This is a genomic window from Sphingobacterium puteale (assembly GCF_003627955.1).
GTDB classification, from domain to species: domain Bacteria; phylum Bacteroidota; class Bacteroidia; order Sphingobacteriales; family Sphingobacteriaceae; genus Sphingobacterium; species Sphingobacterium puteale.
Genome location: NZ_RBWS01000012.1, coordinates 198988 through 219767, shown reverse-complemented (window position 1 = coordinate 219767; position 20780 = coordinate 198988). Strand labels below are relative to the sequence as shown.

The 20780-nt window shown below is 40.4% G+C and carries 19 protein-coding genes; 9 read left to right on the top strand and 10 right to left on the bottom strand.

Annotation, left to right across the window (positions count from 1 at the left end; genetic code table 11):
- Positions 1 to 12: 12 nt before the first annotated feature.
- Positions 13 to 2373, top strand: coding sequence for a GAF domain-containing protein (locus D7322_RS17025; RefSeq protein ID WP_121125462.1), 2361 nt, complete (start codon positions 13 to 15; stop codon positions 2371 to 2373).
- Between the two features lie 66 nt (positions 2374 to 2439).
- A complete protein-coding gene (locus D7322_RS17020) occupies positions 2440 to 3051 on the top strand; it encodes a trimeric intracellular cation channel family protein (RefSeq protein WP_121125461.1) in 612 nt (203 codons plus the stop codon).
- A 55-nt stretch (positions 3052 to 3106) separates the two neighbouring features.
- On the opposite strand, the gene def is transcribed toward D7322_RS17020, so the two are convergent.
- Positions 3107 to 3688 (bottom strand): peptide deformylase, encoded by a 582-nt coding sequence (gene def, locus D7322_RS17015; RefSeq protein ID WP_121125460.1) that lies wholly within the window; start codon positions 3686 to 3688, stop codon positions 3107 to 3109.
- A gap of 266 nt (positions 3689 to 3954) precedes the next feature.
- Here def and D7322_RS17010 point away from each other — a divergent pair, with 266 nt between their 5' ends.
- The 3 genes from D7322_RS17010 to miaA all read left to right on the top strand — a co-directional run bounded on the left by D7322_RS17010 (position 3955) and on the right by miaA (position 6868).
- Complete coding sequence (locus D7322_RS17010; protein WP_121125459.1) at positions 3955 to 4734, top strand: hypothetical protein; 780 nt, start codon at positions 3955 to 3957, stop codon at positions 4732 to 4734.
- 65 nt (positions 4735 to 4799) lie between these two features.
- The gene (locus D7322_RS17005) at positions 4800 to 5972 is read left to right on the top strand and encodes a Gfo/Idh/MocA family protein (protein ID WP_121125458.1); all 1173 of its coding nucleotides are present in this window, start codon (positions 4800 to 4802) and stop codon (positions 5970 to 5972) included.
- Complete coding sequence (gene miaA / locus D7322_RS17000) at positions 5969 to 6868, top strand: tRNA (adenosine(37)-N6)-dimethylallyltransferase MiaA (RefSeq protein WP_121125457.1); 900 nt, start codon at positions 5969 to 5971, stop codon at positions 6866 to 6868. Before D7322_RS17005 ends, miaA begins: the two co-directional genes overlap by 4 nt.
- A 50-nt stretch (positions 6869 to 6918) precedes the next feature.
- Here the strand turns inward: miaA and D7322_RS16995 are convergent, their stop codons facing one another.
- From D7322_RS16995 to D7322_RS16970, 5 genes are all read right to left on the bottom strand, one after another.
- Positions 6919 to 8472 carry an Rne/Rng family ribonuclease gene (locus D7322_RS16995; RefSeq protein WP_077436961.1) on the bottom strand — a complete coding sequence of 518 codons (1554 nt, stop codon included), beginning with the start codon at positions 8470 to 8472 and terminating at the stop codon, positions 6919 to 6921.
- Between the two features lie 302 nt (positions 8473 to 8774).
- Positions 8775 to 9611: a tetratricopeptide repeat protein gene (locus D7322_RS16990; RefSeq protein WP_121125456.1), complete on the bottom strand. Its 837-nt coding sequence runs from the start codon at positions 9609 to 9611 to the stop codon at positions 8775 to 8777.
- A gap of 17 nt (positions 9612 to 9628) precedes the next feature.
- On the bottom strand, positions 9629 to 9913 hold the full coding sequence (locus tag D7322_RS16985) for an HU family DNA-binding protein (protein ID WP_028071165.1): 285 nt from the start codon (positions 9911 to 9913) through the stop codon (positions 9629 to 9631).
- A 247-nt stretch (positions 9914 to 10160) separates the two neighbouring features.
- Positions 10161 to 11207, bottom strand: a complete 1047-nt coding sequence (locus tag D7322_RS16975) for a PLP-dependent aminotransferase family protein (RefSeq protein ID WP_121125472.1) — start codon at positions 11205 to 11207, stop codon at positions 10161 to 10163.
- Positions 11208 to 11403: 196 nt separating this feature from the next.
- Entirely contained in the window at positions 11404 to 12399 is a 996-nt protein-coding gene (locus D7322_RS16970; protein ID WP_121125454.1) for a D-2-hydroxyacid dehydrogenase family protein, read from the bottom strand.
- A gap of 171 nt (positions 12400 to 12570) precedes the next feature.
- On the opposite strand from D7322_RS16970, the gene D7322_RS16965 reads away from it, so the two are divergent.
- From D7322_RS16965 to D7322_RS16950, 4 genes are all read left to right on the top strand, one after another.
- On the top strand, positions 12571 to 14718 hold the full coding sequence (locus tag D7322_RS16965) for a TonB-dependent receptor (protein WP_121125453.1): 2148 nt from the start codon (positions 12571 to 12573) through the stop codon (positions 14716 to 14718).
- A gap of 144 nt (positions 14719 to 14862) precedes the next feature.
- Complete coding sequence (locus D7322_RS16960) at positions 14863 to 15477, top strand: hypothetical protein (RefSeq protein WP_121125471.1); 615 nt, start codon at positions 14863 to 14865, stop codon at positions 15475 to 15477.
- Between the two features lie 7 nt (positions 15478 to 15484).
- On the top strand, positions 15485 to 16552 hold the full coding sequence (locus D7322_RS16955; RefSeq protein WP_121125452.1) for a sensor histidine kinase: 1068 nt from the start codon (positions 15485 to 15487) through the stop codon (positions 16550 to 16552).
- 193 nt (positions 16553 to 16745) lie between these two features.
- Positions 16746 to 17495, top strand: coding sequence for a LytR/AlgR family response regulator transcription factor (locus D7322_RS16950; RefSeq protein WP_121125451.1), 750 nt, complete (start codon positions 16746 to 16748; stop codon positions 17493 to 17495).
- Between the two features lie 120 nt (positions 17496 to 17615).
- Here the strand turns inward: D7322_RS16950 and D7322_RS16945 are convergent, their stop codons facing one another.
- From D7322_RS16945 to D7322_RS16930, 4 genes are all read right to left on the bottom strand, one after another.
- Positions 17616 to 18080 (bottom strand): hypothetical protein, encoded by a 465-nt coding sequence (locus D7322_RS16945; RefSeq protein WP_121125450.1) that lies wholly within the window; start codon positions 18078 to 18080, stop codon positions 17616 to 17618.
- 11 nt (positions 18081 to 18091) lie between these two features.
- Entirely contained in the window at positions 18092 to 18568 is a 477-nt protein-coding gene (locus D7322_RS16940; RefSeq protein ID WP_121125449.1) for a hypothetical protein, read from the bottom strand.
- A 141-nt stretch (positions 18569 to 18709) separates the two neighbouring features.
- Positions 18710 to 19840 carry an SH3 domain-containing protein gene (locus tag D7322_RS16935; RefSeq protein WP_183078734.1) on the bottom strand — a complete coding sequence of 377 codons (1131 nt, stop codon included), beginning with the start codon at positions 19838 to 19840 and terminating at the stop codon, positions 18710 to 18712.
- A gap of 150 nt (positions 19841 to 19990) precedes the next feature.
- Positions 19991 to 20773: a CPBP family intramembrane glutamic endopeptidase gene (locus D7322_RS16930; protein ID WP_121125447.1), complete on the bottom strand. Its 783-nt coding sequence runs from the start codon at positions 20771 to 20773 to the stop codon at positions 19991 to 19993.
- Positions 20774 to 20780 lie beyond the last annotated feature (7 nt).

Below are 20780 nucleotides of genomic sequence, written 5' to 3'. Positions count from 1 at the left end.
TATGTTCAATAAATGGAAATAAGGAAAGTACAACTGACAAAAGGCAAAAGCATAATCTATAAGCTCGAAAAAAAACTTCATTTTGAACCTTTCTTTCGATACCTAGAATCCTTTACCGAAAGTGGTATATCTTCTGATGATATGATTCCATTATTTGCCCTAGAGCGGATAAAAGAAATTGAAAGTGTCAGCGGTAAGCTATGTAAACACAACTTAAGTGCCTATAAAGATATTTTGCAGCTCATCTATAGCCTTTCGGTATCGCTTATAGATACAGATCCCAAACGATATTGGGCGCTCGCTACGCCGCTTGCAGAAGAAACGTTTTATGGGACAGATGCCTTTTTTGACCTCTGGAAAAATAGATTGGAGGAACAGGATATCCCAGGTCAAATGCAAGATGGAAAGACCCTAAGCAACCAGGAAAAGCTGATATATGCGCTTATTCTCGAACGTCTATACGGACTGCCTGCCAAAGAAAATAATACAATTGTTTATCATCATTTAAATGAAAAAGGCGAAATCATCGATTATTATGATCTAACTATAGATTTCAAATTTGTTGATATTAAGCAAAAAAAAGAACTTCCGCAATTTGACTTGAGAAATCTGAGCAAAAACACCAATGACGCTTCTTTGTTCAATTGGGATCATGTCATTAATGCAATTAAGCTAGAAGATTTTGAATTATCCGGGTTCACTATTCTCACTGTCAAAAAAAGTAGTCTTGAACATACTATTAACAGAATTCAGTCTATTTTATTGGATCTTGCCACATACAATTATCATCTTTTTTTATCAGATGTGGAGAAAATTATCACTCCGATCCTAAAGAGTACGGATACAATCTTTAGTCTGTTTCCATTGTTTCAGTTAAATGGCCTGCCTTTTTTTGATTATTCCATTACAAATAAAAGTATTTTAATCTCCGAAGCACACGCCAGCAACAGCTATACCAACATCAATCCGCAAGTTGCAAACTACTTAAAACACCCGCATCTTATTTTTTATAATACCCTAGATGCCATTAAAAATACAACATCCATTTTTGATGAACGAATTAAGGCGTCCGGGGTTAAGACCTATCTGTGTATTCCATTGATACATAACCACGCCTTGTCCGGGATTATGGAAGTCTACAGTCATCGGCTGGATCAATTGGATAATGAAACCATTCAATCCCTTCGCGCGCTTGTGCCGCTATTGTCTCAGCTATCCTATGATATCACGGCAGAGTTCAAGAAACGCATTGACGAGATTATTATTAATCGGTTTACAACAATCCAGCCGGCCGTACAGTGGAAGTTTAATCATATTGCAGCTCAATATATTCAGGAACTGGAAAATGATGAACAGAACGCCCATATTAAACCTGTTATTTTCGAAGAAGTCTATCCTCTTTATGGTGCTATAGATGTAAAGGATTCTACCGTCATCCGCAATGCATCTATTTTAAAAGATTTTGGTTTCAAAGTGAAACAACTAGCTCTTCTCATTGACGAACTATCCAGGGACGGCAAACATCAGCTCATTATTGATTTTTCAAAACGGGTAGACCAGATTACTTTGTCACTCGACCAAATCTCCTTTGATGAATCCATGGTCAAGATCATTGAATTTTTCAGAAAAGATGTACAGCCATTTATCGAGGCCGCGAGACGAGAATTCTCAACAAAGCACGCCATTATTGAGCATTATGCCAAGCATTTTTTCACGAATCGTGAAACTGGAGAATTTTACAGAAATGAATTTGAGACCTCATTATGGAAGATAAATCAAATCATCAGTAAGGAACTCAATCATTTCAACAGTTTTATCCAGGGCAATTATCCATCGTATTTTCAAAAATTCAGAACCGACGGTATTGAATACGATATCTATATAGGAGAATCCATTACACCACAGCAGACCTTTAGCAAAGAATTTATCAATATCTTTAGACGACAGCAGATTATCTCCATGGCCCGTATTGCACTGAAAGCACATCACGCAAAACAGGATTTACCAATTCCCTTAGAGACCACACAGCTTATTTTCATCAACCCTCACAGTATTGACATCAGCTTTCGTGAAGACGAGCGTAGATTTGATGTCGAGGGCTCATTGAATATCCGTTACGAAATCATCAAAAAAAGAATAGATAAAATACGGGTAAAACGGACCAAGGAAAGGCTCACCCAGGTCAACAAGATTGCCATTGTCTATCTTTCGGACGAGGTGTTAGAAGACCTTAATCTAAGTATACAGGCTATCTATGATATGGGCATCATTGAAAGTACCATAGAGCATCTCAAACTGGAGGATGTACAAGGAATAGTAGGTTTGAAAGCTATTCGTCTTACAGTAAACCTAAACTATCGGGATTTCTCCTAAATTTGCATAAATCTCTCTCGATCTAGTAGAGCGTAAATAGGGGAATTATTTTAATAAAGTATTACGATGATAACTGATGCCAACTATTTTTATTTAAGCGATTTGCTTGGCACCTTATTTTTTGCGATATCGGGCACCTTATCCGCAAAGCGTAAGGACATCGATATTTTTGGAGCTGCTTTCTTGGGCTTTGTGACAGCTATTGGCGGCGGATCCATGCGCGATGTATTTCTAAATTTACGCCCCGTTTGGGTAAATGACAGCAATTATCTTATTGCGATATTCTTAGGCATCTTAATTGCAATTGTCTTCAATAGGCAGCTCTATGGCTATTATAGAACCTTGACACTTTTTGATGCAATAGGAATCAGCTTCTTCACCATCTTAGGCGTGCAAAAGTCATTGAACTATGAAAGTAATGTCTATGCAGCCATCATCTTTGGTATGTTTACAGCTGTATGTGGGGGTATGATACGAGATATCCTTCTCAATGAGACGCCTTTGATCTTCAAAAAGGAGGTATATGCTACGGCCTGTTTGGCGGGCGGATTAATTTATATTCTGCTTGTTCACCTCGATCTGGATTTGTCCTGGGCAGCCATTATTGCTGCCAGTGTCGTTTTTCTGATTCGAATGACCGCGGTTAAGTATCGGTTATATCTTCCCCGATTGGACTGAGTGGGAAGATTGGAAAACTATCGCTACTATAAAATAAGAAAAGCGTTAGTTTGGACTAACGCTTTTTCTTTTGCTGTGGAAATTTCATTTTATAGCTCACTCGGATATTGCCTTTGGCAATCGCATCCAACTTACCCTTTAACATTGTTTTCTTAAGTGTACTCAATTTGTCTGTAAACAGCTTCCCTTCAAGATGGTCATATTCGTGTTGAACAACGCGTGCCGCCAATCCGGTCAGATCCACTTCGTGCTCCTCAAAATTCTCGTCCAAATAATTGATACGAATATTTTTATGACGAAGTACGTCTTCATTAATATCAGGAATACTTAGGCAGCCTTCGCCAAAAGCCCATTTTTCACCAGATTCCTCTACCATAATCGGGTTGATGAAAACTCTTTTGAAAGATTTGAGCATTTCTTTATTCTCTTCGTCGTCGTCAGCAAACGGCGTCGCATCAATAACAAACATACGTATTGGCAAGCCTACCTGCGGCGCCGCAATTCCTACACCATGTGCAGCATACATGGTGTCAAACATATCATCTATCAATTTCTTTAAATCAGGATAGTCTTCATCTATTTCCTCGGCAACCTTTCTTAATACAGGATCGCCATACGCCACTATCGGAAGTTTCATATATAAATAATTATTTATAAGTGTCGATTGTCATTGGTACAAATGAAGTCGTCGCACTTAGTTTGTTTTTTAAAGTCCTATGAAATATGCTGTATAAATTATATACCACACATGTTTTTTTATGCCCTGCAGATGCTCAGTCAACATCGGTGTTATGCTTTTTAAGCATGGATATTTCACAGTACAATCATATTTTGCACAAAGATACGGATAATTATTAAAAGCGAATATTTCGTCAGAACTTCCATAAGAGTTACTTTTGTTTTATGAATCCAGCTTTTAAAGATCTTGTTATTCGGTTCAAAATCGAGCTTGAACGGCACCTGGCAGTGCGATTACCCCTGATCGAACTAGATGGATATCTACAAATTGAATCTTCTGAATTAACAAAAAAGATCTTTCTCTATCCTAACGAAAGACGTTCACGGTTTCAGGGGCCCGAAGAAGGCATCCATATAGACGAGGATATATTGGCACAAAAATTCGACCTCATTGTGCAGCGCATCGTTGCCAAATGGAAGAATAATCGTCGTATTTACGCACGGAAAACAATCGTTGCGCGGATTGATAAAAAAGTAAGCCAGCAGTTCCTCGTGGAACACCATCTACAAACTCCACTTCCGGGAAAATACAGATACGGACTATATGAGCAGGGCGAACTCGTGTCCATAGCTGTTTTTTCCGGAGGGCGCCGTATGAGCGATAAAAATGACGAATACCGATCTTTTGAGTTATTGCGCTTTTGCAATAAATCTGGCTATAATGTGATTGGCGGACTAAGCAAATTAATCAAGGCTTTTGCGAAAGACTTTTCCCCGGGAGATATCATGACTTATACCGACAGAGATTGGAATCAGCATTCTTCCTTAGAAAAAATCGGTTTCACGATAAAAGACATTACAGCTCCTATCACTTTCTGGGTTGCAGGAGCGCATAGATATACTTATCGTAATGAAGAAGAGCTAAGTGTATTAATGGATCAGGCTCCACTTGGCTTTCCAAAGGAAAACATGGGAAGCATCAAGATGATTTTGTATATAAAATAAGCTAAATTGTGTATATTGTACACTGTAATAAATTTGAAAAATAAATAATCAAAAATAATAACGTTATGAAGAGAAAACTTCGCATGGGTATGGTCGGAGGCGGAAACGACGCCTTTATTGGAGCTGTACACCGCATTGCCGCTTTTATGGATGGAAAGATTGAATTGGTTTGTGGCGCATTTAGCATTGATCCACAGATTTCAAAACAATCTGGAGAAGACCTATTTGTAGCTCCTGAGCGTGTCTATCTAAACTACGAAGAGATGATCGAGAAAGAATCTTTACTTCCTGAGGGGGAACGTATGGATTTTGTAACGATTGTTACTCCAAACTTTCTACATTTTGCTCCTGCTAAATTGGCTATGGAAAAAGGTTTCGATGTTGTTGTTGAAAAGCCAATGACAGTATCTGTTGAAGAAGCAAAAGAATTACAGGAGACTGTAGAACGTACAGGCCGTACATTATGTCTGACACATACCTATTCAGGTTATCCGATGGTAAAGCAGGCCAAAGCGATGGTAAAAGAAGGCCATTTTGGTAAAATAAGAAAAATTGTTGTTGAATATCCGCAGGGCTGGTTGAGCCGCTTAACTGAACGCGAAGGCAATGCTGGCGCGGCTTGGCGCGCAGATCCAAAACGCTCGGGCAAGTCGTTGGTCATGGGTGATATCGGTACACACGTAGCTCATCTTGCGGAATATGTTTCGGGATTAAAAATCGAAGAGTTATGTGCTGATTTAACGACATTTGTTGAAGGCCGATTATTAGATGATGATGGCTCCGTATTATTGCGTTTCCAAAACGGCGCCAAAGGTGTATTAATGGCATCACAAATCTCGGCAGGAGAAGAGAACGCTGTTCGCATACGTATTTATGGCGAAAAAGGCGGATTGGAATGGGCCAACGAAGACCCGAACAACCTGATCATCAAAATGCTTGATCAACCTCGCCAGCTGTACCGTACAGGAAATGCATACGCTGCGCCGTATACATTGAGCTCGTTTGCAACGCACAATACACGTGTTCCTGCTGGTCACCCAGAAGGGCTATTGGAATCCTTTGCCAATATCTATCGTAACTTTGCTGCAACAGTTACCGCAAAACGAGAAGGAAGAACTCCAACCGCGGAAGAACAAGACTTTCCAACAGTTTATGACGGGGTCAGAGGTATGGCTTTCATCGATACTGTCGTAAAAAATAATGAAGGAACAGAAAAATGGACTAAATTTGTTCTGTGATAGACAGACTAAAACCTATACTTTCTCTTTTGGAACAACAATCGGTTCCAAAAGAGAAAGTTATTGTTATCCTAGGCCCAACAGCCTCTGGCAAGACCAAACTGGCAGTACAACTAGCCCAACAAATTGATGCCGAAATTATCAGTGCCGATTCCCGTCAAATTTATCGACGCATGGATATTGGAACAGGAAAAGACCTGACTGAATACCAAGGCATTCCATACCATCTCATTGATATACGAGAACCGGGAGCTAAATACAATCTTGGAAATTTTATTGCGGACTTCCATCAAACCCATCAGTCCATTTTAAAAAAGGGCAAGCACACGATCCTCTGCGGCGGAACGGGTTTATATTTGCAGAGTGTTATCCAACAGACACCCTATGCACTAATTCCCAGTATAACAGGCTTCAAAGAGTCTCTCGCCGGGAAGACAACACCTGAATTGATGGAACGGCTGGGCGCCTATGTATGTCCGTTGGATTTTCAGATAGACCATTCCACAAATAAACGTATTGTCCGTGCCATTGAGATACTGGAATTCCTGCAACAGAATCCTGAGTTCAAACCCAAACAGCAAGCTCCAGAAGCTCTTGTCATTGGTTTAAATCCACCATTAGAAAATAGGCGGGAAAGTATTAGTAAGCGATTGAATGAGCGAATCAAAAGTGGTTTTCTACAAGAAGTCGAACAATTACTGACCGAAGGAGTTTCTCATGACCAGCTGCAATATTATGGTTTAGAGTACAAGTATGCCTCCTTATATCTCCTTGAGCAAGTGGATTATACGACCTTTTTCACCAAACTGGAAACAGAAATACACCGGTATGCCAAACGTCAAATGACTTACTTCCGAAAAATGGAAAAAGACGGGATCAAGATCCATTGGATATAAACAAAAAAGGGCTAGTATGACTACTAACCCTTTTCGTTAATCTCTTTCTATTATAACTTGATTTCCTCGTCCTTCGCATTGAAAAAGTGGAATTCAGTTAGATAATATGACGTCATTGGATTTACTTTAATCCATTTACCGTACTTCATAAACCATTTCATTCTTTTAGAAATCAACCCAGACTTAATGTAGGCGTCTATGTACGGGTGAACACATAAGGTCACCTTTTTCTCATTCTGTTCTTGAAGAATAAAACTCAAATTATTTTCAATATCATCCATTAGGACAATGCTTGACCGGATTTCACCTGTACCATCACAAGCCGGACATTTCTCGTTTGTGACAATATTCATTTCAGGTCTTACACGTTGACGGGTGATCTGCACCAGACCAAATTTACTTGGCGGCAAAATCGTATGCCTCGCCCTATCCGACACCATACATTCTTTTAAGAATGTATACAACTCTTTTCGGTGATTGGGTTTATGCATATCAATAAAATCGATGACTACAATTCCCCCCATATCACGCAGGCGCAGTTGCCGCGCAATTTCCTTTGCTGCTTCCATATTGACCAGCAATGCATTATCTTCCTGATTCTCCTTATTGGCAGAACGGTTACCACTATTGACATCGATTACGTGCAGGGCTTCAGTATGCTCAATTACGAGATACGCGCCGCCGGGCAAAGTAACAGTCTTGCCAAAAGCTGCCTTGATTTGCTTTTCAACTCCGAAATGGTCGAAAATTGGTTCTTTATGTTTGTAAAGCTTTACAATTTTCTCCAGATCCGGAGATATATCGTGTATATATGATTTTGTTTCTTCGAAGATCGAAGGATCATTAACATAAATATGCGAGAACTCATCCGTTAGGATATCCCGTAGAATAGTGGACGCGCGATCCATTTCGCCGAGAACCTTTTGTGGTGGTTCAGCATTACGAAGACGTTTGGTAAACAGCTCCCATTTTGAGATCAGGTCCAATAAGTCGCGTTGCAGTTCTTCAACACCCTTTCCTTCAGAGACTGTACGGATAATTACACCAAAATTAGCTGGTTTAATACCTTCGACAATCTTTTTGAGGCGGTTGCGCTCGTTACTGCCTTTTATACGCTTGGAAATGGAAACAGTACTTGAGAAAGGCACCAAAACGACAAAACGACCTGCAATTGATAGGTCTGAGCTCAGACGAGGTCCTTTTGTTGAGATGGGTTCTTTGGCGATTTGCACTGGCACGAGCATATTTTTGCTCAAGACATCAGAGATCTTACCAGCTTTATCGATATCCTTTTCAAGTTTTAAACTATTGAGCAGTTTTTCTTGATAACTGCCATTCTTTACGATACGCGTAAGCTTTAGCAAAGATTGAACTTGGGGACCCAAATCTAAATAATGTAGAAAAGCGTCCTTTTCGTAGCCTACATCCACGAAAGCCGCATTTAGCCCCGGCATAATTCGCTTAATCCGTCCGAGATAGATATCCCCAACGGCAAAATTGTTATTTGCGGGCTCACGGTTAAGTTCAACGAGCTGCTTGTCCTGTAGTAAAGCAATAGTTACCCCTTTATCAGGAGTCGAATCGATAATTAATTCCTTTACCAAAAGCTACTCATTTTTGATACCTATGCAATATCCTATCGCAATTTTCGGTATCCGATTAAACATTTAAAGAACGTTGTTACGAAAAAAACAATCTACACATCCATAAAGACATGTAGATCGTTTCGTAAAGCTATCTCAGCAAAATGGGCCAAGATGTTTAAAAGCTCATCACAAGATTATTTTTTCTTGTGTCTATTTTTTCTTAAACGTTTTTTACGTTTGTGAGTAGCCATCTTGTGTCTTTTTCTTTTTTTTCCGCTTGGCATAGCTAAATTTTTTAATGATTATAAATAATAAATTAATTACTTGCTCAATTCCGCAATCTTTCGATCGATGAATTGTGATAGGGATGGATCAGCAGCCAGCTCTTTACTTTTTTGAAAAGCAGTGACGGCCTCTTTTTTCATCCCAATATTTTCATAGCCTGTGGCTAAGTAAAAGTATGACTCTGCATCGGGCTTCTGATCGATAACGGTCTTAAAACGCTCGATGGCTTTGTCAAACTGACGGGACTGTAATGAAAACAATCCCAAAGTTTTATTCGCTTCTAAGTTTTTAGGATCAGCAGCAACAACTTCCCGTAATAAAGCAATGCCTGCCATTGGGTTGTTTGTTCCTGATACCATTGCGGCACCTAATCCTGTCTTTGCATCCAGACTACTTGAATTCGCTTTTAGCGCTGCCTCATAAGCATGAATTGCATTTTGATTGAGAGCTTGGGCTAAAGTAGAATCTTGCAAATTCGTATAAGCAGCACGATAAGCATTGCCGGCTTTCAACCAATATTCAAATTGAGGAGAAACCTTTGCCATTTCCTCATACACAAATGCTTGAGGGGCTGGTTTTGCGACATCGTCCCACTTATCTGCCAACTGTTGCAACAGCTTTATCTTATCTTCACCTGAAGCTTTTGCAACTTGGGCCTCAATATCGGAAATTTCTTTGACTAAACTAGCATCTAAACCTTGTTTTGTCATCGAAGAGATATTTTCCAAGTTTACTTCATTGGAAGGTTTCGATTCAGATGCTGCAGCAGTTTGTTTTTCTTTGTCCACCAAACCTTTAATAGGCTGCGCAAATAGCACAGCAACCAAGGCTACAACTGCTCCTATGACTATTATCTGTTTGGTTTTTGCCATTTTAATCTATTTTAAGATTATTTATTGCCATTTTTTACTTTCTCTACGAAAATCTTAGCTGGCTTGAAGCTAGGGACAAAATGCTCCGGAATAATGATTGCTGTATTTTTTGAAATGTTTCTTGCAGTCTTCTCCGCTCTTTTTTTGACTACGAAGCTACCAAAACCTCTTACATATACATTTTCTCCTCCGATCATTGCGTTTTTGACAACTTTGAAGAACGCCTCTACGGTCTCTTGAACATCTACCTTCTCTAAGCCAGTTTTGTTAGAGATTTCTGCAATAATTTCTGCTTTAGTCATATCTATTTTACTGTAATTATTTATTTTTCAACCCTTAAGCCAACTAATGTTTGGGGATGCAAAAGTATTGTTTTAAAATGAGGAATGGAAATTATTTAAATACTTTTTTGATAAATAAGCTTCCAAAAGCCAAACATTTACAATCAATTAACGCGATTTCACATCCAACAAATACTGAAATAAATATCAAAAATAAAAACAATTTCCTAATTTACAACAAGTTGATTCATTGGATGTCATAGAAAATTCAAGATATGCCAATTGCATGACTAATACGGTCCAAATCTTCAAATGTATGATGTGCATTGACCACAATCCTATTCAATAAGGAGTCCGTAGGAAGCGGATAGGGGAAACTCGAGACCAGTATACCAGACTCCATCAGCCTTGCATATAGGCTGGTATCCTTGGAAGAAAAGACCGGAAAATTAGCAATGCTATTTAAATATCCATCAGAAAGTGATTCGAAATAACGAATATTTGCCTGCAGTTTTTCAAATTGTGTACGATAGATGTGTTCCCCATTTAAAAAAGCAAAGAGGCTCGCCGGGGAACTGGGGGAGGCCCCCGTATAAAAATTTGATTTCTTAAGCTGTTCAATCCGTTTCGCACTGGCTAAGATCAGCCCTGCATCTGTCGCTAAGCCTTTTGCCAAGGAGGCCACAACAATCAGCTCGATATTTAATCCCAGAAAATCACGCCCGGTTAAAGAAATGCCATTTTCAGACAGTACACCTATACCATGAGAATCATCCAAGATTAAGGCTACTTTTTTCGCTGCCGAAACGTTCCTAAAAACCGAGAAGTCATAGCGTTCTGGAGTCATATTATCCAAGCTATTGCTAACGATAACAAAAGAGGCCGCTCTGGATTGATTGATATACTCGACAGTTCGCAGACCCCAGCCCCTAAAATCGCCCGTTACAGCAGGATTTACGTCAAGCCATAAAGAGGGATGGCAGGAAGGAGCGTAAAGCAGTTCACCCTCCTTTGATAACATTTTGACAACAAATTGGGTCGCCAAATAGCCGCTTGACAGCAATAATCCCGACTCAAATTCAAATCGCTGCGCCGCATATTGTTCTGCTTGATCAAATATAGCCTGTTGAACATTATTATTCCGCGAAGTACCGTTATTAACACCATACCGTCTCACTCCCTCAATAAAAAGTTCGGCATATGCTTTATCCGTGGCCAGCCCCAGATAAGAGGTTCCCCCAAAAAAGAGGTACTCCTTTTCATCCAGATATATGGACCGTCCGGTGGGCTGATCAAGTTGTGTGAAATTTTTCATTTTAACCATGGAGTCCCTGCTGCATGCAGGGTATTATAATCAATAATACGCATTTGGATTGGTCTATCAAATTGTAACAGAAACATTCGGTTCTAATTTTCAGCTCTGTTTATGACCAAAGAGTAGCATCACAGGCGCCATTTACTTGCGTCATTTACTCATGAACGAAAAATCCATTAGCACTACAAAAAGCAAGTTAACAGCTCGGGCCGGTCGATCTAGGGTAAGCTTTAAGTACTTCCGGATTGGCGATATGCTGCGGTTTTCCTTGCGCGAAAGCGACAATATTTTCAAAAGCCGGCTTAAACAGCTTTTCGTATCCATATTCTTCCACATAGCCCAAATGCGGAGAACAGATGACATTTTGCATTTGCAACAATGGATAATTGGGATCGGTGACTGGTTCGGATTCATAGACGTCCAGGCCTGCAGCGCCCGGAGTTCCCATTCGCAACGCGTCCAGCAATGCCCCCTGTTCAACCAACTCCGCACGTGAAGTATTTACAAATAGCGCCGTAGGTTTCATGGACCGTAGGTCTTCCAATTTTACGATACCCCGGGTTTCTGGCACCAATCGTAGGTGCAAGGTTACCACATCCGCAAAATGGAAGAAATCTGATTTACTGGCTGCTGCTAATAGCCCATCCTTCACTGCCTCTTCCCGTGAACGTTCGCTGCCCCAAACGATCACTTCCGCGCCGAATGCTTTGGCATATTGGGCGATCAGCCTACCTATCTTACCGTAGCCCCATATCCCCACTGTTTTTCCTGCCACGGACTGACCGATATTCGTCTGCCATTGCCCCCGTTTCATCGCAGCAATCGCCTGCGGCAGCTTCCTTAAACCATTCATAATTAACAACCAGGCCAGTTCGGCAGGTGCAGTCGGGGCCCCGACACCTTCTGCTACAGCAACCTGATAAGCAGTACAGGCCGCTAGGTCAAGGTGATTGGAAATTTTACCGGTCTGACTGATAAGCTTCAGGTTTGGAAGCTTATCGAGCAGATCCGTAACGATTTTCGTTCGCTCCCGGATTAGCACCAACGCCTCTGTATTTTTAATCTTTTCGGCTAGCAGAGCCGGATCTGTATAGGATTGTTTCAATATCTCAACATCATGACCATCAAGTATTTTGAAACAATCCAACTGTCGGACAGCATCTTGATAGTCATCTAAAATGGTTATTCGCATCTCTATGTGACTTAATTTTCACCGCTCGTCAACACGATCGGTTCTCATTCCAAGCATTAATTTACAGCATAAAATCGGAATCCGACATTTCATCATCATATTTTGACATTTCATCCACTCTTTTTCTTGAAAGCAAGTGCCCCGTTTCATTTTTGGATAAAAGTCAATAAAATGAAGCTGGTATTAACCTTATTATTTTTAAGTATCACCACCGTTTTCGCTCAGTCTATTCTCAAGGGCAGGATAGTAGAGAAAAACGGTAAACCTATCTATTTAGCCAATGTTTATATAGAAGGTACCTACGATGGGAGTACAACAGACTCGCTCGGAAATTTTACTTTTGAAACCAATGAGCGGGGTGCCAAGACAATCAAAGCGTCAGTTGTAGGTCGTCCACTGTATAGCAAACTCATTGAATTACCACATAAGGAACTTTTGGTTATTCAATTACAGGCCAGCGAGAATCGCTTGCAAGAGGTCAGTATTCAAGCCGGAGTCCTTCAAGCCAACAGCTCTGGTAGAAACACCGTGATGAGCCCTTTGGATATTGTCACCACGGCTGGGAGCATGGGCAACATCATTAGTGCCCTGGCAACATTACCGGGTGCACAAGTTGCGGGAGAAAACGGCCGCCTCATGGTTCACGGCGGAGATGCCTCCGAGACACAGACTTACATCAACGGGATACGAGTCGCACAACCCTATACCGCAACCCCAAATGAAGTTCCTGTCAGGGGTCGATTTTCACCGATGCTCTTTAAAGGGGTGAATTTTTCCACTGGCGGCTATTCTGCGGAATTTGGCAATGCCTTATCCAGCATTTTGGCCCTTAGTACAGAAAACACCATTGAGCAGCCCAAAACAGAAGTTTCCTTATCATCTGTGGGCCTTGGTCTGGGGCATACATTACAATGGGGTAAAAACTCACTGACATTCAACAACAGCTATACAAACTTAAAACCCTATTCAAAAATCATTACCCCCGACATCAGATGGACCAAGCCCTATGAAAACGCTTCCGGAGAACTGATCTATCGCCATCAGTTTAAAAAAGGCTTTCTAAATATTTATGGGGCGTACAATTTTGAGAATATGGGGCTTTACCAATCCGACATCAATTACGAAGAGCCTATCCCATTGAAAAAGAAGTCCAACAATAGCTACGCTAACATCACCTATAGTCAAGACTTAGGAAATCGCTGGGCATTCCATTCAGGTGTTGGGATAGGCTACCTGATAGACAAGTTCCATTACGGTAACATTTACCTCCCCAACAACGAAAAGAGCCTCCATGTAAAAGGAACTTTAAGGAAAACCTGGAAAAACAGTATAAAAAGCATTTGGGGAATAGAATATTTTGACAACAATTACAAGGAAGAATACCATCGTCAAGAACTCGCCCACCCCTATGGATACCATAGCAAAATGACTTCACTGTTTACCGAAACCACCTTTGGCCTATTACCAAACCTCATCGGAAAGATCGGTCTACGGGGGACTACGTCCAATTTACAAAGCAAAAAAACAATAGAGCCAAGGGCATCCTTGGGCTACGCGTTGAACAAGTATACTCAGCTCTCGTTGGCCTATGGAACGTTTCATCAACAAGCTCCCAGTCCACTATTAAAATATGATCCCCAGCTGGATTGGCTAGCCGCCAGACATTATATCGCAAATTACTTTTACGAGAAAAGTGGACACCTCTTGCGTCTGGAAGCCTACCACAAAACATACGATAACCTGATAAAATACAACAGCCAAATAGCAGGGTATGACAGTCAATATGACAACAATGGCAACGGCAAAGTCAAAGGCTTTGATGTATTTTACAAAAATACCAGTAGCGTAAAGAATCTACAATACTGGATTTCATACTCCTACACAGACAGCAAAAGAAATGAAGCGAACTATCCCCATACAGTTACTCCCTCATATGTCTATAAGCATAGCCTTTTTATTGTTGGAAAATACTGGTTTGCAGGTCTCAGATCACAGCTCAGTTTGACAAATTCGTTTGTTTCAGGAAGAAATTACAATGACCCGAACCAAACCACTTTTATGAATGGCCATACCAAAGGATATAATAATCTATCCATGAGTTGGTCATTCCTGTACAGTCAGCAAAAAATTATCCATTTCTCTGTCAGCAATGTCCTCGGAGCTTCACCAATCTATGGATATCAATATGCAGGCCGACCGAATATTCAGGGCATTTATGATCGTAGACCTATTGTGCCTACAGCTAAACGCTTTGTCTTTTTGGGCTATTTCTGGACGATAAGTAAAAATAAAAAAGACAATCAACTGGACAATCTATAACAATCAACAACTCATCATCAAAATATGCCGGTTCATCCAAAATTATTCCTGTTTGTCAGTTGCTATCCGCAATTTCACTGGAGTTCAACAAAATATGAACCCACTATAGAAGAATCAAAAATGTTAACCACTAAACAAAAAATCATGAAATCAATTATTATCGTCATTATCTGCTTCATAAGCAGCACCGCATTTGCACAAAACAATTATGAAAAAAGTATGGGACAAGCCATGAGCTTATGGCAGTCTGGGGAGATCGAGAAAGCGTCCGGACTACTGGAACGAATCAGCCAAGCCGAAAAGGACAATTGGATTCCGAACTATTATCAAGCAATGATCCTGACGACAGCCGCCTTCAAGGAAAAAAACAAAGAAACACAAGCAAAATACATACAATCTGCTGAAGACATCCTGAACAACAGCACGCAGGACAACAACTCAGAGTGGCTTGTCTTAAGGGCAATGAATAAAACCGCCTTAATGTTAACCGATCCCATGACAAAAGCCAAGGAATTATCACCAATCACCATTGGTTTTTACAAAAAAGCTTTGGCAATCAATCCAAATAATCCCCGTGCGATATTGGGGCTTGCCGAGTTTCAGATGAACGCCAAAAAATATTTCAATCAAGACAGCAGTAAAGAATGTGAGGATGTCAAGAAAGCGGTATCTTTATTCAATGAAGAAAAGCCTGCTGCTCCCTTTGCACCTTCTTGGGGTAAAGATCGGGCAGAGCAGATACTAAAAGCGTGCAAATAATATTGCTGTGAAAAGATTCCCAATTAAATCCATTATTCAGGCCATATTAGCAAGTGTGGTTGTTTCCACCTATTTTGTCGTGGTGGCCAAGCTCGATCATAAAGACATCCCTTTACTATCCATCATCTTGCATCCTAATATGGCAAGAGGTTTATTGTATGGATTTATTCTTTTTCTGGGTCATGGTTATTTATCAAAGTGGGTCACAAAAAAATATCCAAGCAGTAAGGCTTTTAAAAAGAAGATGATTGCTTTTTATAGTCTCAGTTTCATCTTGACCATACTGGTGTTTTTTTTAGTAAATGCTTTTTTTTCCGGCCTGTTTATCCCGACCGGATCCAAAGACTTTCTCCAGCGCTTCAATCATTTTATTAATCAACAGCGTGTTGCTTACTACTTTCAACTTGCGATTATCTCCTGGTTCATTTCAATGCTGTTTTTTGGTTTCTATTTTTATAAAAGGTTCAAAGATTATCAGATTAAAGAATCGGAACAGGAAAAACAACAGATCACAGCACAGTTCGAATCTTTAAAAAACCAATTGGATCCCCACTTTCTGTTCAACAGCTTAAATGTGCTGAATGGACTAATCGAAGAAGATCCCAAAAAGGCAAGCCTGTTTACAACGGACCTTTCAAGGATATACCGCTACGTACTGGAACATAAAGACAAGAGTCTTGTTAGCTTGCAGGAAGAGCTGACCTTTTCAAAAGCCTACTTGAATCTCTTGAATCTGCGGTTTGAAGCAGGCATCCAGATTGATTTGCATATCCATCAAGACGAGAGCAGTGGTTGTATTTTACCGCTTTCTCTCCAATTGCTCATCGAAAATGTAGTCAAGCACAATATTATTTCGTTAAAGAGTCCACTGATGTTGAAGATTTATCGTAAAAACGATTATTTATATGTCGAAAACAATCTCCAGAAAAAGAAAGTATTCAACAGCACCCCTGGCATCGGTTTAAAAAATATCCAGGAACGTTATGCATTACTGTCCGATCAACCAGTTTACATTCAGGAAAGCGTTGATTTGTTTTCTGTGGGGCTGCCGATTATTGCCGAAACAGTAGCATGAAAGCCAGCTAGTTCAAAAACAAGTCAATGCCGGTAGTATTTGATGACAAGGATCAATCCGGTCCAAGAGACCATTAAATAAAACAAAGAAAATACCAGTAGCAATTAAATTTCATAAGCAGGCAGGTATGACCTGAATGCGAAATAAATAAACCACTCAGGGATCAGACGATCAATGGGAACGAAAATATCCAATGAAAATATTAATTATAGAAGACGAACTTCCCTCCGCAAGATTGCTCCGAAGAAAATTGGAACGACTCGGTTACACGGTAGCAGCAACACTGCAGACCGTTGAAGAATCGATTGAATGGTTTAGGTCAAATGCCGAACCTGATCTACTTTTTATGGACATTCAACTTGCTGATGGCATATCGTTTGAGATCCTCGAACAGATAAAACCTAGCTCGGCCATCATTTTCACGACAGCGTATGATGAATATCTATTACGGGCATTTAAACAAAATAGCATTGATTACCTGTTAAAGCCGATTGAAGATGAAGAACTGGAAAATGCGATTGAAAAGTTTCTGCAGTTTCGGCGCCCAGTCTCTCCATTTGACCTAACAACTTTTGAGACATTATTTAAAAATACCACTCAAACATTTAAGGAGCGTTTTACCATCAGGATCGGCCAAAACCTCAAGATTGTAACCAGCCAGCAGATCGAGTGTATCTACAGCGAAAACAAAGGGACCTACCTGTATACCAATGAAAATGGGAATTACCTATTGGACCAAACCTTAGATGCTTTGACGCCACAATTGTCACCCAAAGACTTTTTCAGAATAAACCGAAGCAGCATTGTTCAATTTAACGCCATCAAAACTATTGCGATACACTCCAATGCGAGATTAAAAATATACCTCAAGCATTACGAATCTGACGAACTGATCGTTTCGAGGGAGAAAGTCGTTGCTTTCAAAAATTGGCTCGATCAATAATCTCGGGTCGAGCGTACACTTCACTATCCATGAAGTTATTAAATTACATGCAAGTGATCCAGGATCAAGTCATCGAGCAAGCATCTGCCGGCTAGGAAAAGGCAGATATAATGGTAGCGGTTACATATTGAGCCTATAGTTCAGCGGAATACTAAATCTCAGGGATACAGCAAACCCTTTCATTGGACGATAATCTTTTTTGTCTTTGATGGAAAAGCCATATCCAAAATCGATATCCAACAGTGTCGCCAAGCTGGCCCCGACTTTTGGAGTGAAAGTATACGGGGTCACCTCCGCACGTACAAATGGTGTTAATACATACGTTTGCGGATAATAGGTTAACGCTGCTTCTGGAATAACGGCAAATTTCTTTTGTGTCCAGGTAAAGTTGGCTGTGGCATCCGCCCGCAAGATATTATCACCTAAAAATGGAAATGCAAAATAGGCTCCTGTTTTAACGATGCTTCCTTTTTGGAACTGGTAGCTCAGTGTTGGACCGATCAAATGATCTTGTGCAGTGGCCTTTCTTCCAAATGCAAGCAATATGATCATACAGGTTATCCAAAGTGTATTTCTATTTTGCATGGTTCATCATTTTAATAGAGATGAAAATTCAAGGGGATATTCACTCCCACAGATACCGTAAAACCATCTATAGGCTTAAAATTCTTCTTTGTGTTATAATCAAAGCCATAGCCTATACCCAAGTCGACGATAGAAAACAAACTTGCGCCAACTTTAGGCGTTATCGTATAAGGAGTCAGCTCGGCCTTTACAAAAGGAAACAGTACAAAGTCATTCAGATAATAGGTAAAGCCCACTTCCGGAACCACTGTTGTCTGGTTCTCCATCCAACTAAAATTGGCACCAGCATCTATTTTCATATACTGAAAATCGTTTGGAGCAAATAAACCCCATCCTGAAACTTTTAAGAAATTGCCACTTTGGTATTGATACCCTACCGAAGGTCCCCAGATCCATCTATTGTGTTCTTTCCAAGATTTATCTTGTGCCTTTACGAGGAGAAAAGAACAACATAGCACAGCAAATAACAGTAGTGTTTTTAGTTTCATTCAGCTAAATTACAAACTATAATCTATTTTATGGAATACAACAGGTGCGTCCCAGAATAGTTTTACTTAAAACAGAAAAATAGTGTTCATGCAGTCTGATATTCGCAAATTGAATCGGCAAAACTCCCTCTTTGGCACCGACTAAGGTTTAAGCAACTTGATTCTAATAAACTGAGATCTTTCACTCAAACTTCCTTCCTCGCCCCAATAACCATTCACGTGGTTGGCTGCGGTATAGATATACCCATCTTTACCCCAGAACATCAGTTCCTCTTTCCAGGTCGGCATCCATTCTTTAAAACTAACTGAAAGCATTGGGATCACTTTTCCCTGTTTCACGTGGAAGACTTGCAGATCACCTGTTGATTCATAGGGATCAGCATGCAACGTCATCAAATATTTTTTATCCGCGGAAAAGAAAGGATAATCGCCGCATTCCACAATAAGATGACCATCCTGCCGATCAAAAAGGCGTACATCAGCACTTTCCCAATAGTTGCCCGCGACGGCAAAAGCATTCAGAAAATCGTAATGCCCCATATACGAATAGCGAGATTCCAGCTCATTATCTATATCCTTATCTGTAAATGTCAATTTTTTTCCGTTTGCCAATGGCAATTCAAAAATCTTTCCGTTTTTAATATATGAAAGTGTGTCTTTGATCAGATAGTCTTCTGCCGTATTTCGAGCGGCCAAAAAAGTTTGCTCATCTATTAATTCCAAAAAGAGATGCTGATCCAAAGGATGCCCTTTTTCGTAATAGTTTTCCTTTCCGTTCACCCTCTGTGAGACAATAATATTTAAATCTTTGGGTGATATTGTTATTTTATCCTGCTTACCCAATTTAGATTTCGCCACATATCCTTTTTCCCATTGTGTTACATCATTGGCTTCACCATTGGGGCCTTTATAATCCCGTTGTATGCGATCCATCACTGCAAGCCATTCCCCCTCTTCACCGATCACGTCCAGTTTTGTCCCATACGGATATTTTCCAAGCGCCGGAGCATTGTCATCTGCCCCCTGACGCAAAACCACGCCTGCACGGTCGATCACATACAGATTTTTCAAGACCTTCGTCTGATCATAATTGATCGGCAAGGGCGGAAACTTCTCCGCTACCGCGGTATCTTTGATCGCACTCACATCCATTTGCACCGAATCCGCCTTCTGGATAGCTTTCTTTTTTGCTCCGTCACCACAGCTTAACATTCCCATCAAAATAGTACTTCCGACAAGCATATACGCAGGTAAAAATAACAGTCTTTTCATATAGGTGAAGATAGCGATTCCTGTGCCGAAAAAAATACTGGTATTCAGGGGTTCTCCCATATTGCTATAAATTCGGAAACGTCCATATACCGTCCCTACCGATATCACACAAACGCCAATGTATACTCCGTAACTTCACGCTTCCTAATTTTATAACTTGCGCCAGAGTGTCTTTCGATTTACCCGTAGACCGATCTTCATATTCTTGGCTCTTATTACTGTCAATACGATAACCAAAGCGATCGTCAAAAAGCGGAAGATATTAGCATACAAGTTGCCCGCAGCATTGTCGTCCACATTAAATAGCATCCAGGCCAGATTCATCAATATATGTAAGGCTACCGGAATCCAAAGATTAAACTTCCACTCCGTATATAACCAGGCAAACAATACCGATCCCAAAAATGTTGTCATAAAAATGAGAACCAATTCCATCGGATCCTGACTTTGATATAGATGCAGGAATGCAAATACCAACGAAGTTGCCAGAATAGCGGGAATAAACCCAAGGCGTGTATAGCGGTAAACAAGACCAAAAAAATAAGCCCTAAAGATAAGTTCTTCAAACAATCCCGCAGAGAAGGTATTAATGACCAATGAATTGAAATCGGGCTCCCTGATCAAAGAAAACCTAAATGCATAACCGATAAACATCGGGAGTGTTGCCAACGCGGCGATTCCTATCCCTAAAGCAGGAGAACCATTTACTCCAAATTTAGACACCAGTGTATCCTGATCTTTAGGCTTGAGTAAAAGTGCCCCTAAGAGCAAAGGCAGCAGGCTGAGGATATAGGCTACCATATGGGCCAGGGCCCTGTTGTGAATAAAGCCGATTATCCGGGACTGAACAGCCGCAAAAAATAGCTGGTCCAAGGCAAAGTAAATCCCGAAAAAGAAAAACAAAACAAGCAAGTTGAAATTAGTGCGATTCATATTTTTT